The sequence below is a fragment of the Mesorhizobium sp. M7A.F.Ca.CA.001.08.2.1 genome (genome assembly GCF_003998455.1).
In the GTDB taxonomy this organism is placed as follows: Bacteria; Pseudomonadota; Alphaproteobacteria; order Rhizobiales; family Rhizobiaceae; genus Mesorhizobium; species Mesorhizobium ciceri.
On sequence record NZ_RZPW01000063.1, the window covers coordinates 1 to 14293 of the forward strand.

Annotated in this window: 13 protein-coding genes; 10 read left to right on the top strand and 3 right to left on the bottom strand. The window is 62.8% G+C overall.

The genetic code is table 11. From position 1 onward, the window contains the following. A partial coding sequence (locus tag EN914_RS06335) for an ATP-binding cassette domain-containing protein (protein ID WP_127389025.1) occupies positions 1-301 on the bottom strand: 301 nt, incomplete at its 3' end. 79 nt (positions 302-380) lie between these two features. Beyond that, positions 381-1508, bottom strand: a complete 1128-nt coding sequence (locus EN914_RS06340) for a sugar ABC transporter substrate-binding protein (protein ID WP_013533052.1) — start codon at positions 1506-1508, stop codon at positions 381-383. Positions 1509-1728: 220 nt separating this feature from the next. On the opposite strand from EN914_RS06340, the gene EN914_RS06345 reads away from it, so the two are divergent. The 8 genes from EN914_RS06345 (at position 1729) to EN914_RS06385 (ending at position 11009) form a co-directional block, all read left to right on the top strand. Next, entirely contained in the window at positions 1729-2403 is a 675-nt protein-coding gene (locus tag EN914_RS06345) for a GntR family transcriptional regulator (RefSeq protein WP_013533053.1), read from the top strand. A 290-nt stretch (positions 2404-2693) separates the two neighbouring features. After that, positions 2694-3521: a phosphogluconate dehydrogenase C-terminal domain-containing protein gene (locus EN914_RS06355; RefSeq protein WP_024502460.1), complete on the top strand. Its 828-nt coding sequence runs from the start codon at positions 2694-2696 to the stop codon at positions 3519-3521. A gap of 326 nt (positions 3522-3847) precedes the next feature. Next, positions 3848-4789: a D-ribose ABC transporter substrate-binding protein gene (locus EN914_RS06360; RefSeq protein WP_024502459.1), complete on the top strand. Its 942-nt coding sequence runs from the start codon at positions 3848-3850 to the stop codon at positions 4787-4789. A gap of 93 nt (positions 4790-4882) precedes the next feature. Continuing rightward, on the top strand, positions 4883-5527 hold the full coding sequence (locus EN914_RS06365) for a DUF2291 family protein (protein ID WP_024502458.1): 645 nt from the start codon (positions 4883-4885) through the stop codon (positions 5525-5527). Next, complete coding sequence (locus EN914_RS06370; RefSeq protein ID WP_127389026.1) at positions 5524-7080, top strand: sugar ABC transporter ATP-binding protein; 1557 nt, start codon at positions 5524-5526, stop codon at positions 7078-7080. The genes EN914_RS06365 and EN914_RS06370 overlap by 4 nt, the downstream gene beginning before the upstream one ends. Continuing rightward, a complete protein-coding gene (locus EN914_RS06375) occupies positions 7073-8137 on the top strand; it encodes an ABC transporter permease (RefSeq protein WP_024502456.1) in 1065 nt (354 codons plus the stop codon). Before EN914_RS06370 ends, EN914_RS06375 begins: the two co-directional genes overlap by 8 nt. A 2-nt stretch (positions 8138-8139) precedes the next feature. Beyond that, complete coding sequence (locus EN914_RS06380; RefSeq protein ID WP_013533060.1) at positions 8140-9174, top strand: Gfo/Idh/MocA family protein; 1035 nt, start codon at positions 8140-8142, stop codon at positions 9172-9174. After that, positions 9171-11009, top strand: coding sequence for a hypothetical protein (locus EN914_RS06385; RefSeq protein WP_024502455.1), 1839 nt, complete (start codon positions 9171-9173; stop codon positions 11007-11009). The genes EN914_RS06380 and EN914_RS06385 overlap by 4 nt, the downstream gene beginning before the upstream one ends. A 2-nt stretch (positions 11010-11011) precedes the next feature. On the opposite strand, the gene EN914_RS06390 is transcribed toward EN914_RS06385, so the two are convergent. Beyond that, on the bottom strand, positions 11012-11725 hold the full coding sequence (locus EN914_RS06390) for a transcriptional regulator NanR (RefSeq protein ID WP_013533062.1): 714 nt from the start codon (positions 11723-11725) through the stop codon (positions 11012-11014). A gap of 174 nt (positions 11726-11899) precedes the next feature. Between EN914_RS06390 and oiaX the strand changes: the two genes are divergently transcribed. Continuing rightward, positions 11900-13150 carry a 3-oxo-isoapionate-4-phosphate decarboxylase OiaX gene (gene oiaX / locus EN914_RS06395; protein ID WP_013533063.1) on the top strand — a complete coding sequence of 417 codons (1251 nt, stop codon included), beginning with the start codon at positions 11900-11902 and terminating at the stop codon, positions 13148-13150. Between the two features lie 4 nt (positions 13151-13154). Continuing rightward, positions 13155-14293: four-carbon acid sugar kinase family protein (locus tag EN914_RS06400; protein ID WP_164778665.1), on the top strand; the 1139-nt coding region annotated here is incomplete at its 3' end.

Below are 14293 nucleotides of genomic sequence, written 5' to 3' on the forward strand. Positions count from 1 at the left end.
CGGAGAGATCGCGCACCAGGGTCATCTCCTGGAATGCTGTCTGCATGCCGAGCGCATGTGCTGCGCGCGGTGCGCCGTAAGCGATCTCCTTGCCGAAGACACGGACATGGCCTTGGCTCGGCCGGACCAGCCCGGACAGCAGCTTCACCAGTGTCGACTTGCCGGCTCCGTTTTCACCGAGCAGGGCATGGACGCTGCCGGGCGCGATCGCAAACGACACGCCGTCCAGCGCGACGGTCGGGCCGAACGCCTTGCTGATGCCGTCGATCTCGACGGCGGGGAGCTCGGAGTGTTCTGTCATTGTCCTCGATCGCCGGCTTGGCATGGATTGACGACGCACGGACAGTTGTCCGTGCATCGTCACACGGGCCTTGGGAGGCTTAGTTCTCCGGTTGTCCGACGAGGGCAGCATTAAGGCCGACCTCGGGTGTCTGGTCCGAGAAGATCGAGGCAAACCAGCCCGGATTGGAGACCAGCGACGGCTTGAAGGCGTTGCAGCCGGCCTTCATCTCCGCCCATGTGCCTTCGTCGCACAGCTTGATCGTCTCATTGGTAACGACCGGCAGCGGCAGGATGGTGGTCTTCGGCACGTCCTTGCCTTCGATCGCCTCGACGGCAAGCTTCAGCGCCAGCGCACCCGAATAAGGCGGCGAGGCATAGGAAATGCGTTGTGCGCCCGCCGGTGCATAAGGAGGAGCGGCACCTTCGACTTCGGTGCCCTCCGGCAGCATCTGGATGCGGCCGCCATTGGAACCTTCGCCGGCGCAAGGCAGGAGTTCGCTGGTCTTCTTGCCAGCCTCGAGCTGCATCGAGTTGGCGGTGAAGCAGCCGACCTGCATCCACAGTCCGTTGATGTCGTCCCAATTGCGGGTGGCCAGGATTTTCGAAAGTTCGGTGCGGGCGACCGCCTGGCTCCACATGCCGACAGCCTCGCCGACGATCTTGATATCAGGATACTTGGCGAAGACTTCCTTGGCGGCCTTTGTCCGCTGATCGTCAACGGATGTTCCCGGGACGCCCGTGATGGCGATGATGTTGCCCTTGCCGTTGAGCTTCTTGACCAGCCATTCGGCGGTCACCCTGCCCGCTTCCAGCTGGTCTATGTGGACGTTGTAGGCGCAAGGCTCGGTGATCTCGGCGTCGTACGCAAAGACCTTCACACCCTTGTCGCAGGCATTCTTGACGACCTGGTTGAGCGCGGTCGGCGAGATCGGATACACGACGATAGCTTCGGCGCCGCTTTGCACCATTGCGTTGATCTGCTGAATCTGGCGTTGCGCGTTGGGGCCAGCGACCTGGACCTGCAGGTCGACCTTGTCGGCCAGGCTCTTATGAGCGGCCATGGCCTTGACCATGTTGGCCGCCTCCGCCTGCCAATCATTGCCGATGTAGCTCATGCTGAGAAAGATCTTGTGCTTCTCGGCGGCCTGCGCGGCGGACAGGCCGAAGGCGCACGCAGCCATGCCGGCCAGCAGCGCGAGCCGCCGGACTTTCGATCCGATACCCATGTGGAACTCCTCCCAAACAGAACGACCGAATGCCTCCCAAGGGTACAAAACGTAAACCCTTGTCATTCGATGCCAGCGACCGTATCATGATTTGATCAAATATCAATGATGGAATCGTTTATATCAAAACGGGCTATGTCGGCCGCTTGACGTGGCACCACGAACCTTGCATTCCGGCACAAGCAATAGTGTCGCCCATGGGCGGGAAGGTTGACCGGAGATGGCTGGATCGGCGTTCAGGAAGCCTGGTGTCGAGATCATTCCATTGTCCAAGGAAACTCTGCAGGACCGGGTCTACAACCAGGTCACCGAGTTGATCCTCGACGGCAGCATCGTGCCGGGCGAGATGGTCACGGTTCAGAGCCTCGCCGACGCCTTTGGCGTCAGTCCGATGCCGGTCAGGGAAGCGCTGCGGCGCCTGACGGCAGCCAACGCGCTCACCGTGGTATCCGGACGCTCCATTGGTATTCCGGCGCTCAGCCGCGAGCGGCTCACCGATTTGCGCAATGTACGTTTTGAGATAGAGGCCATCGCCGCCGGCTGGGCCTCACAGAACCGCAGTGATGCGGATCTTGCGATTTTCGCGCGCGATCTGGACTCACTGGAACGCGCGAATGGCGCGGACGACGTAAAGGCCTATCTCAGGGCGAATTATACCTTCCACTTCGCAATCTACCGAGCAGCGGGATCCGAAACCCTGCTCAAGATCATCAAGGATCTATGGCTGCAGATCAGCCCCTATTTCAATATGCTGCATGGATCCTACTCGACCGCGAACACATACCATCAACAGATGTTTGCGGCCCTGCGCGACCGGGACGAGCAGGCAGTTCAGGCGGCGGTTCGCGGCGATATCGATGCGGCTTTCGACATGCTGGTCGATCTTTTGAAGTAGCGCCCGGCCCGACCTCCGACCCTTATCACATGCCTCCTATTTCTGGGGATGGCAGAGCAGCGCTCATGCGCACTCAGCGAGCAAGCGCGGGCTTCTTCTGGTGATCTAGAGGTCATATCCCGAGCGCGCCATCCATTGTTCTCGTGCTGGAGCTTGCCGGCGGCAGCCGATGACGCGGCGAACGCATCGCATGGTCATTATCGGATTGCCAAAATCTGGTAGCGTGATTATACCAGTTGATCAGTTGACGACGGGCTATGCCGTCGGCGAAGAACAGGAGTGGTGACCAGATGACAACGATTGCGCTGTTCGGGGCTGGCGGGAAAATGGGCTACCGCCTGTCGACCAATTTTCGCGGGTCGCCCTACACAATACGCCATGTCGAGGTCAGCGATGCCGGCAAGGAGCGCCTGAAGACCGGGCTGGGTTTCGATGCGGTCAGCGCCGACGAAGCGCTCAAGGGCGCCGATGTGGTGATCCTGGCCGTTCCCGACACGCATATCGGCAAGGTGGCGAGCAGCATCGAGAGCAAGCTGGCGCCGGGCACCATGGTGGTGGTGCTCGACGCGGCGGCACCCTTCGCCGGCCACCTGCCGAATCGACCGGACCTCACCTATTTCGTCACCCACCCCTGCCATCCGCCGATCTTCAACGACGAAACAGACATGGCGGCAAAGAAGGACTATTTCGGCGGCGTCAAGGCCAAGCAGCATATGGTCAGCGCCTTGATGCAGGGGCCGGAAGAGGATTACGCCAAGGGCGAGGCGATCGCGAAGATCATCTGGGCGCCGGTCATGCGTTCGCACCGCGTCAGCGTCGAACAGATGGCGCTGCTGGAACCCGGGCTTTCGGAGACGGTGTGCGCCTCGTTGCTGGTGGTCATGAAGGAAGCCGTCGACGAGGTCGTGGCACGCGGCGTCGACCAGCAGGCGGCGCTCGACTTCCTGCTCGGCCATATGAACGTGCTGGGCGCCGTCATTTTCGGCGAGACCAAGGGCGTTTTCTCGGATGCCTGCAACAAGGCGATCGAGTTCGGCAAGCCGGTGCTGATGCGGGACGACTGGAAGCGCGTGTTCGAGCCGGAAGAGATCGCCGCCAGCATTCAGCGTATCACCTGAAGAGGAGAGGCGCTGCCGCAGCGCCGCGACGTCGCCGTACCGTTGCGACGCTCGGCATCGTAGCTCATCAGGTACATATCACCTGAATTCGTGGTTGACTCATCATACCAGTTGGCTTAGCTGTTCATGGCTCGGATCGACAGGGTTTTCGCAGGAGTACGATGCCTGGGCGAGTGGAGGATGGCTGGGGAGCAACGATCCGTGGAGGGGAAGCCGGCAAACGGCTCTTTAGCCCGGAAGCGATCCGCCGCCCGCGCCGCCTGACGAATTCGGATGCCGACAGATGCTTTGGGTAACCAAGGCAATTTTTCAAACGGGAGGACTTCATGAAACTTACACGCAGAATGACGCTTGCGGCTTTCGCCGGCATGCTGGCGCTTGGCACGGCCGTGCCCGCCTACGCGGCGGATCTCATCGCCATCATCACGCCCTCGCACGACAATCCGTTCTTCAAGGCGGAAGCCGTCGGCGCCGAAGCCAAGGCCAAGGAACTCGGCTACGAGGCGCTGGTGCTGGTCCATGACGACGACGCCAACAAGCAGTCCGAGCTGATCGACACCGCGATCGGCCGCGGCGCCAAGGCGATCATCCTCGACAATGCCGGCGCCGACGCCACCGTCGCCGCGGTACAGAAAGCCAAGGACGCAGGCATTCCGTCCTTCCTGATCGACCGCGAGATCAACGCCACCGGCGTCGCCGTCGCGCAGATCGTCTCCAACAACTACCAGGGCGCCCAGCTCGGCGCGCAGGAATTCGTCAAGCTGATGGGCGAGAAGGGCAATTTCGTCGAGCTGGTCGGCAAGGAATCCGACACCAATGCCGGCATTCGTTCCAAGGGCTATCACGACGTCATCGACGACTATCCGGACCTGAAGATGGTCGCCCAGCAGTCGGCCAACTGGAGCCAGACGGAAGCCTATTCCAAGATGGAATCGATCCTGCAGGCCAACCCCGACATCAAGGGCGTGATCTCCGGCAACGATACGATGGCGATGGGCGCCTATGCGGCACTTGCCGCGGCGAACCGCAAGGATGTCATCGTCGTCGGCTTCGACGGATCGAACGATGTTCGCGACTCCATCACCTCGGGCGGCATCAAGGCAACGGTGCTGCAGCCCGCCTTCGCGCAGGCGCAGATGGCGGTCGAGCAGGCCAACGACTTCATCAAGAACAAGAAGTCGCCGGCCAAGGAAAAGCAATTGATGGACTGCGTTCTGGTCAATGGCGACAATGCCGCCAAGCTGGAGACCTTCGCGCTGACGAACTGAGCCAGCGTGATTTGAATAGCGAGGGGCGAACCCAGGATCGCCCCTCGCCGCCATTTTCCGTGGGCCGCCCACGATGCTGAACGACAGGCCGCCATGCTGAACACCAAGCCGAACTGGCCGATCCTTACCGTGATGGTCGGCATCAGCCTGACCGCCTGCAAGATCCTGCCGACGAAATCGGACGACGGCAACAACGCTGCCACCTTCAATCCAGACAAGATGGTCGAAGAGATATGGGCGGCAAAGGTCGTGCCCTATCTCCAGCAGAAAGCCGGACCGTTTGCGCAGGTTCACACCCTGGCGACAACCGACCCAGCGGCTGCCGGCGCCAAATACGGCAATCCGAACAAGCAGGCGAATTCGCCTTGGACTTTCGCGGTTCGGCTGGAAGGCAAGATTATCGCGGCCAACACACAGTCGCGTGCGGCAACGGTCGACGTCGATGTCGACGGCGACGGCAAAGCCGATGCACGGGTGCAGATCGGACCGGCGGTGCGCGGTACCGCGCTGCGCGACAGCCTGGACTTCATCCAGTTCAACGACTTCACCAACCAGATCGACTTCGCCCAGTTCGGCAAGGCTTTCAACGCTTATGCCGACAAGATGGTGCTGTCGAAGCTGCCGCGCGAGGCGCTGGAAGGCCGCAGCGCCAAGGTGCTCGGCGCCTACACGCTGGGCAGCGGCCAGGACCTGCCGCTGGTGACGCCGGCGGAGGCAGAGATCGGGCCGAAGCCATGAGCGCGATCGCGGAGCGCGAAATCATTCTGAAGCTCGAGGACGTCTCCAAGGTCTATTCCGGCACCGTTGCGGTCAAGCGCGCCAATTTCGAGGTGCGCAAGGGCGCGGTCAACGTGCTGGTCGGCGAAAACGGCGCCGGCAAGTCGACGCTGATGAAGATCATCGCCGGCGTCGAACGGCCGACCGCCGGCCGCATCCTGCTGGAAGGCGAAGAGGTTTCCTTCTCGTCATCCGGTGATGCGGTGAACCGTGGCATCGGCATGGTGTTCCAGGAGCTGAACCTGTTCGGCAATATGAGCGTCGCCGAGAATATTTTCGCCACCCGAGAAATCACCAACCGCTTCGGCAAAATCGACCACGCGCAACAGGAAAACCGCGCTGCGGAATTTCTGGAACGCCTACAGGCCGGCATCCGGCCCGACATGCTGGTCGAGGATCTGCGCATCGGCCAGCAGCAGCTGGTCGAGATCGCCAAGGCGGTTTCGCTCGATGCACGCATCCTGATCATGGACGAGCCGACCTCGGCGCTGAGTGCAGCGGAAGTCGAGATCCTGTTCAAGGTGATCGCCGACCTCAAGGCGCGCGGCGTGGCCATCGTCTACATTTCGCACCGGCTCGAAGAGCTGATCCGCATCGGCGACTACATCACCGTGCTGCGTGACGGCTGCATCACCGGCCAGGAAGAGATGAAGAACGTCGACACGCAGTGGATCGTTCGCCAGATGATCGGCTCCGACGCCAAGGACTTCGCCAAGGCCGACGGCCATCTTCCGGGCGAAGAGATTTTTCGTGCCGAGGAGATCTGCCTGCCTCGTGCCACCGGCGGACTTGCCGTTGACCATGTCTCGTTGTCGCTGCGTGCCGGCGAGATCCTCGGCATATACGGCTTGATGGGCGCCGGGCGCAGCGAACTGTTCGACTGCATCATGGGCCGCCACGACCATTCGACCGGCGACATCTTCATTGGCGGTAGAAAGGTCAAGGAGCGCGATACGACGCGGCGCATCCGGCGCGGGCTGGCGCTGATCCCCGAGGATCGCCAGCGCGAAGGGCTTGTCTCGATCCTTTCGGTCGCCAGCAATTTGACGCTGGCCAGCCTGTCGCGCTTTGCCCGCCTGTTCCACATCCGTGCCGCCGACGAAAGGCAGGCGGTGACGCAGGTGGTGCGGGAGTTGGCGATCAGGGTCGCCGACCCGGCGCAAGAGGTGTCGTCGCTGTCGGGCGGCAACCAGCAGAAGGTGGTGATCGGCAAGGCGCTGCTCACCGAACCCAAGGTGCTGTTGATGGACGAGCCCAGCCGAGGCATCGATGTCGGCGCCAAGGCCGACGTCTTCCGCACCATGCGCAAACTGTCCCGCGACGGTTTGGGGATTTTGTTCGCCACCTCCGATCTCGATGAGGTGATTGCGCTGTCGGACCGCATCGCAGTGATGAGCAACGGAAAACTGACCGGCATGTTCGACCGCACTGAGGCGACGGAGGCGGCACTCGTCGCCGCATCGGCGCTTGGCCACGGACCAGCCCCACATACGGAGAGCACCGCCCATGACTGACATCCCAGCCAAAGCGGCCGCTCCCTCCGCTTCCAGCGGCTCGGTGCTGCTGACAGTTATGAAGCTCAGGACCTTCATTGCGCTGATCGCCGTGCTGATCTTCTTCTCGATCGCGGCGCCGAATTTCCTGTCGACCGCCAATCTGATCCTGATGTCGAAGCACGTGGCGCTGAATGCGTTCCTGGCGATGGGCATGACCTTCGTCATCATCACCGGCGGCATCGACCTTTCGGTCGGTTCGATCGTCGGCCTGTGCGGTATGGTGGCCGGGTATCTCGTGCTCAACGGCATCGACCTGCAGATCGGCTACACCATCTATTTCAACGTCTTTGAGATCGCGCTGATCACGCTTGCCGTCGGCATATTGATCGGCGCCGTCAACGGCTTGCTGATCACCAGGCTAAACGTCGCGCCGTTCATCGCCACGCTCGGCGTGCTCTATGTCGCGCGCGGCCTGGCGCTGCTGTCGTCGGATGGCCGCACCTTTCCCAACCTCGTCGGCAAGCCGGAGCTTGGCACCACCGGCTTCGGCTTCCTCGGGGCCGGTCGGCTGCTTGGCCTGCCGGTGGCGATCTGGATCCTCATCGTCGTTGCACTGGGAGCCGCCTATCTCGCCAAGTACACGCCACTCGGTCGCCATATCTTCGCCGTCGGCGGCAATGAACGGGCGTCGCGGATTTCGGGCGTCCGGGTCAACATGGTCAAGATGTTCGTCTATATGTTCTCCGGTTTCTGCGCGGCGATCGTCGGCCTGATCATCTCGTCCGAGTTGATGGCCTCGCATCCGGCGACGGGCGAAAGCTTCGAGCTCAACGCCATTGCGGCGGCGGTGCTTGGCGGCACTTCGATGTCGGGCGGCCGCGGTACGATCGGCGGCACCATCGTGGGCGCCTTCGTCATCGGCATCCTTTCGGACGGGTTGGTGATGATGGGCGTGAGTTCGTTCTGGCAGATGGTGATCAAGGGCCTCGTCATCATCGTCGCCGTCGTCGTCGACCAGGCACAGCGCCGGCTTCAGCAACGTGTCACCTTGATGCAGATGGCAAAGGCAGGCTGAGCATGGCGGAACTGCGGGGAGCGCTGATCGGCTGCGGCTTCTTTGCCGTCAACCAGATGCATGCCTGGCGCGACATAGCGGGCGCCTCGATCATCGCCATCTGTGACCGTGACCCGGAACGGTTGCGGATCGTCGGTGACCAGTTCGGCATTGCGAAGCGCTATACCGACGCGGCGGAACTATTTGCCGGCGAAAGCCTGGACTTCGTCGATATCGCCACCACCGCGCCCAGCCATCGTCCGCTTGTCGAAATGGCGGCCGCCCACCGCGTTCCGGTGATCTGCCAAAAGCCGTTCGCGCCGACGCTTGCCGACGCAAAGGCGATGGTCAAGGCATGCGCGGAAGCCGGCGTTCCGCTGATGGTGCATGAGAATTTTCGCTGGCAGTCACCTATCCAGGCGGTGCGGACCGTGCTCGATAGCGGCGAGATCGGCACGCCCTTCTTCGGGCGTATCTCCTTCCGCTCGGCGTATGACGTGTTTTCCGGTCAGCCCTATCTGGCGACGGGAAAGCGCTTCATCATCGAGGACCTCGGTATCCATATCCTCGATATCGCCCGTTTCCTGCTCGGCGACGTCTCGACCATCACGACACGAATCGCCCGCATCAATCCCGCCATTGCCGGCGAGGATGTGGCGACCATGCTGATGGACCACAAGAGCGGCGCAACCTCCGTGGTCGACTGCAGCTACGCGACGAAGCTCGCCACCGAGCCGTTTCCCGAAACGCTGATCGAGATCGATGGCAGCGACGGCACGATCCGGCTGGCGCAGGGATACCGGCTGACCGTCACCGGCAAGAGCGGCACGGCCGTCACCGACGTCTCGCCGCCGCTGCTGGCCTGGGCGTCGCGGCCCTGGCACAACATCCAGGAAAGCGTCGTCGCCATCCAGCAGCACTGGGTAGACTGCCTGGCAAAGGGCGTACAACCGGCGACCTCGGGCGCGGACAATCTCAAGACGTTCGCGCTGGTCGAGGCCGCCTATGCTGGGGCCGCGAGCCGGCAACCGGTGCAACTCGACGCCTCGCTGAAATGACCGCCGATACCTTCCTCCTTTACGGCACGCGCGTGGTCGAGGCCGAGCCGGTCAGGCTCAGCGCAGGCGCGCTCAGCGCCGACTTCGTCAACGGCAATCTGCGCACCATTCGGCATGGCGGCACCGAAGTGCTACGCGCCATCGCCTATATCGTGCGTGACCGCGACTGGGGTACTTACGAGCCTGAACTGACTGAGCTTGTCGTCGACCAGGGCGCCGACGCTTTCTTGGTCAGCTATACGGCAAGCTGCACCGGGCCGGACGCAAGTCGGCTCGCCTTTCGCGCCACGATCAAAGGCTCCTCTGATGGCTATCTGGCCTTCGACGTCAGCGCACTGCCCGAGAGCGATTTCGAGGCCAATCGCTGCGGTTTTTGCATCCTGCATCCGATCGCCGGTCTCGCCGGCAGCCCGGTGACGGTCGAGCATACCGACGGCAGCGTGGTCGCCACGAAGCTGCCGCTGTTGATCGATCCCTGGCAGCCTTTCAAGCATCTGCGCGCGATCACCCATGAGGTTCAGCCGGGCATCGTCGCCGAATGCCGGATGGAGGGCGACACTTTCGAGATGGAGGACCAGCGCAACTGGTCGGACGCGTCCTACAAGACCTATGTCCGGCCGCTGGCGCTGCCATGGCCCTATGTGCTGCCGGTCGGCCAGACTGTAAGCCAGACGGTCAGCCTGTGCATCACCGGCGAAGGGAAAATGCCGGCAGCCGCTGCAACCACCGAGCCGGTTCGTGTCGAGCTCGGCGAGGCTGGGCAGAAGCTGCCGGATATCGGCGTGATCATCTATCCGGATGAGGTCGAGGCAGCGCTCGCAAACCTTCCGACATTGGCGGAACTCGGCCCACAGCAACTGATCCTCCACTACGATCCGACGCGCGGCCACGGGCTGGCCGCGTTGCAATCCTTTGCAAAACTTGCCGCCGCCTATCCAGCCGGCACCACACTCGAATGCGTTGTTGACGGCGCGGGCGATCTCAATGCCGAGCTGTCAGCCGTCGCGGCCCTGGTGTGTCAGGCCGGGCTAAAACTCTCGGCCATTGCCGTGTCGCCGTCGGTCGATCGGCAGTCGACGCCGCCGGGCAGCGCGTGGCCGGAATGCCCGCCGCTCGACGACATTTATGCCGCAGCGCGGCGGGCATTCCCCGATATCCGCCTCGGCGGCGGCATGTTCAGCTATTTCACCGAACTCAACCGCAAGCGCGTGCCGGCAGACCAGCTCGATTTCGTCACCCACTGCACTTGCCCGATCGTGCATGCCGCCGACGATCTCAGCATCATGCAGTCGCTGGAGGCGCTGCCTTTCATCACCCAATCGGCACGGGCGATCTTCGGGGCAAAGCCCTACCGGATCGGACCGTCGACGATTGCCATGCGCCAGAACCCTTATGGCGGAGCGACCAAACCCAATCCCGGGGGACAGCGCATTGCCATGGCCGACAGCGATCCGCGCCATGCCGGCCAGTTCGCGGCGGCTTGGACGATCGGCTATGCCGCGCGCGTCGCAGCCGCTGGGCTGGAACAGCTCACGCTCTCCAGCTTCACCGGACCGTTCGGCGTGCTGGCGTCATCCGGAGAACCCGTCGCGGAAGGATCGCCCCGGCCGCTCTTCAGAGCCATCAAGGGGCTTTGCGAACTGGCCGGCCTTGCGCATGTGGCGGCAGGGACGAGCGATGAGACCAAGGTGCTGGCGCTGGCTGGACGCTCGGCCTCGGGCGACACTGTCGTGTGGCTGGCGAACCTGACGGCGGACGACGTGCAGGTCGACATTTCAGCTTTTGGCCGAAGCCATCTCGTGATGACGCCTTACGAGATCGTCCGGATCGACTGACGTCATTTTTCGGAGTTCATCACGTAGAGCGCGCGCGAGCGCTCTAGATGCTTGATCATCGCCTTCTCGGCGCCGTCCGCATCCTTCAGTTCAATGCGGCCTATGATCTCTTCGTGCTCGGTGAGCGTGAACTTTTCCTTGCCGGTCCAGATCAGCATTTCGGTGTGGTATTCCTTCAGCCAGCCGAGCATCGCCTCGCTGACGGCGACATAGATCGGGTTGCCGGAGATCGCGGCGATCTGTGTATGGAACTTCATGTCGGCGGAGATGAAGGCTTCGGAAGCGCCGCGAAAGCCGCGCTGTTCGGCAACGGTGGCCCGCAGCCGCAGCACATCCTCGGCGGTGGCCTTTTCGGCGGCTTCCCTGACCATACCACGCTCGAAGAAGATGCGCGCGGTCTTCAGGTGCTCCAGCGTGTCTTTCGATGACGACAGGATGATCTTGGCGGCGCCGTCGACCTGCTTGATGATCGACTTGGCGGTGAGTTGCAGCACCTTGGCGCGTTCGCCATGCGAGATCGCAACCAGCCCCATATTGCTCAGCGCCTGCATCGCCTCGCGGATCGCGGGGCGGCCGACCTCGAAGCGCTCCATCAGCTCGCGCTCCGAGGGCATGTCGTCGCCTGGCATCAGCTCGCCGCTGGTGATCAGCCGCTTCAGCCGCAAGAAGACCTCATCGGAAAGCTTGCGCCGGACAATCGGTTCCGAACGGTTCATCGCCGCGAATCACTCCCTTGACCCGGCCCTATCTAACACTGCCGCCACAATTCCCGGAATTGCCGTCTGTCGATCCCGCTGCCGGATATGACTTGCAATACTTATGTACTCATTATACCAGATTTGAAACACCAGTGAACCTTTTTCGAACGCCTCGGCTTGAGACAGCGGACCATGATCACCCTCACCTACCGCATCGAAACGCCTGGAAGCATCGAAGCGCTGGCGGCCAAGATCGCCAGCGATCAGTCGACCGGCACCTTCGTAGCGCTGCCCGGCGAGACCGAGGAACTGAAGGCCCGGGTGGCGGCACGTGTGCTGGCGATTCGGCCTCTGCCCGATGCCGAGCGGCCGTCGCTTCCCAATGACGGTAAGGGGCCGTTCAGGCGCGCCGATGTCGACATCGCCTTTCCGTTCGATGCCATCGGCACCGACCTTTCGGCGCTGATGACGATTGCCATCGGCGGCACCTATTCGATCAAGGGCCTTACCGGGATTCGCGTCGTCGACATGAAATTGCCGGAGGAGTATCGCGGGGCACATCCCGGCCCACAGTTCGGTGTCGCCGGCAGCCGCCGGCTGACCAATGTGACTGACCGCCCGATCATCGGCACGATCGTCAAGCCGGCGCTAGGATTGCGGCCGCACGAGACGGCGGCAATGGTGGCGGAACTGATCGCCGCCGGCGTCGACTTCATCAAGGATGACGAGAAGCTGATGAGCCCGGCCTATTCGCCCCTGTCGGAACGGGTGAAGGCAATCATGCCGCTGATCCTCGATCACGAGCAGAAGACCGGCAAGAAGGTGATGTATGCCTTCGGCATTTCGCACGCCGATCCGGACGAGATGATGCGCAACCACGATCTGGTGGCGAAGGCCGGCGGCAATTGTGCTGTTATCAACATCAATTCGATCGGCTTTGGCGGCATGGCATTCCTGAGAAAACGCTCCGGCCTGGTGCTGCATGCTCATCGCAACGGCTGGGACATCCTCACCCGTCACCCCGGCCTCGGCATGGACTTCAAGGTCTGGCAGCAATTCTGGCGGCTGCTCGGCGTCGACCAGTTCCAGATCAACGGCATCGCCTCGAAATACTGGGAGCCGGATGACTCTTTCGTCGAATCCTTCAAGGCGGTGACGACGCCGATCTTTTCGCCTGGGGACTGCGCATTACCGGTGGCAGGTTCCGGCCAGTGGGGCGGTCAGGCGCCCGAGACATATGCACGGACCGGCCGGACCGTGGATCTTCTCTATCTCTGCGGCGGCGGCATCGTCAGCCATCCGGACGGACCGGGCGCCGGCGTACGTGCCGTGCAGCAAGCCTGGCAAGCGGCGGTCGACGGCATTCCGCTGGCCGACTTCGCCTTGAACCATCCCGAACTGGCGCGGTCGATCGAAAAATTCGGCGACGGCAAGGCAGCCTGAGACGATGCAGGACCTGCTTCTCAGCTATTATGGCGACGACCTGACCGGCTCGACCGATGTCATGGAGGCGCTCGAGCTCGGTGGCGTGCCGACCGTGCTGTTCATGCGCCAGCCGGACGCGGCCCTGCTGTCCCGGTTTGGCCATTGCCGGGCGATAGGGCTGGCCGGCACCAGCCGCAGTGAGACGCCGCAATGGATGGACACGCATCTGCGCGATGCCTTCGCCTGGCTGAAGACGCTTAACGCCGAGATTTGCCACTACAAGGTCTGCTCGACCTTCGATTCCAGCCCGACGATCGGCAGCATCGGCCGAGCCATCGAGGTCGGCCGCTCGGTGTTCGCGCAGGATAGTGTGCCGCTGCTGGTCGGCGTGCCGCAGCTCAAGCGCTATACCGCTTTCGGCCATCTGTTCGCGGCCTATCGCGACCAATATTTCCGCATTGATCGCCACCCGGTGATGAGCCGTCACCCGACGACGCCGATGGATGAGTCCGATCTGCTGATCCATCTGTCGCGGCAGACGGCGCTGAGCTCCGGGCTGGTCGATCTTGCGACGCTGCAGTCGGCATCGCGGTCGGCGGCGTTCGATCGCCTGACCGGAAACGGCACCGCCATCGTGCTTGTCGATGTCGACAGTCTGGAGACGCAGGTTTTGGCCGGCAAGGAACTGTGGCGCGTTCGCAAGCCCGGCGGTTCTTTTGTCGTCGGCTCGTCCGGTGTCGAATATGCGCTGCTGGCCGAATGGACGTCGAATGGCGTCGTCAGCGCTGGGCCAGGCTTCACATCGCCGGGCGCTGCCGAGCGGATAGCCGTCGTGTCGGGCAGTTGCTCGCCGACCACCGAACGGCAGATCCGGCATGCCCTGACCGACGGTTTCGACGGCATCGAGGTCGATCCGGTCGAACTGGTTTCGGAGGCCTCGCAGCAGGCGATCACGCGCGCAACGGCAAGCGGCCGTGCCAGTCTGCAAGCCGGGCGCAGCGTCATCCTCTACACCGCGCTTGGCCCCACTGCCGACAGGGGCGCCGAAATCGACCGGGAGGAAGGCGCCCGCCACAGGCTTGGCCGCGGCCTCGGAGAAATCCTTCGCAACCTGACGGTGGAACAGAGCCTGCGTCGCGTGGTCATTGCAGGCGGCGACAC

What these genes read in the sequence shown, in the direction of transcription:
- EN914_RS06340 (WP_013533052.1), bottom strand. Translation starts at nt 1,508, where the DNA reads ATGGGTATCGGATCGAAAGTCCGGCGGCTCGCGCTGCTGGCCGGCATG.
- EN914_RS06345 (WP_013533053.1), top strand. Translation starts at nt 1,729, where the DNA reads ATGGCTGGATCGGCGTTCAGGAAGCCTGGTGTCGAGATCATTCCATTG.
- EN914_RS06355 (WP_024502460.1), top strand. Translation starts at nt 2,694, where the DNA reads ATGACAACGATTGCGCTGTTCGGGGCTGGCGGGAAAATGGGCTACCGC.
- EN914_RS06360 (WP_024502459.1), top strand. Translation starts at nt 3,848, where the DNA reads ATGAAACTTACACGCAGAATGACGCTTGCGGCTTTCGCCGGCATGCTG.
- EN914_RS06365 (WP_024502458.1), top strand. Translation starts at nt 4,883, where the DNA reads ATGCTGAACACCAAGCCGAACTGGCCGATCCTTACCGTGATGGTCGGC.
- EN914_RS06370 (WP_127389026.1), top strand. Translation starts at nt 5,524, where the DNA reads ATGAGCGCGATCGCGGAGCGCGAAATCATTCTGAAGCTCGAGGACGTC.
- EN914_RS06375 (WP_024502456.1), top strand. Translation starts at nt 7,073, where the DNA reads ATGACTGACATCCCAGCCAAAGCGGCCGCTCCCTCCGCTTCCAGCGGC.
- EN914_RS06380 (WP_013533060.1), top strand. Translation starts at nt 8,140, where the DNA reads ATGGCGGAACTGCGGGGAGCGCTGATCGGCTGCGGCTTCTTTGCCGTC.
- EN914_RS06385 (WP_024502455.1), top strand. Translation starts at nt 9,171, where the DNA reads ATGACCGCCGATACCTTCCTCCTTTACGGCACGCGCGTGGTCGAGGCC.
- EN914_RS06390 (WP_013533062.1), bottom strand. Translation starts at nt 11,725, where the DNA reads ATGAACCGTTCGGAACCGATTGTCCGGCGCAAGCTTTCCGATGAGGTC.
- oiaX (WP_013533063.1), top strand. Translation starts at nt 11,900, where the DNA reads ATGATCACCCTCACCTACCGCATCGAAACGCCTGGAAGCATCGAAGCG.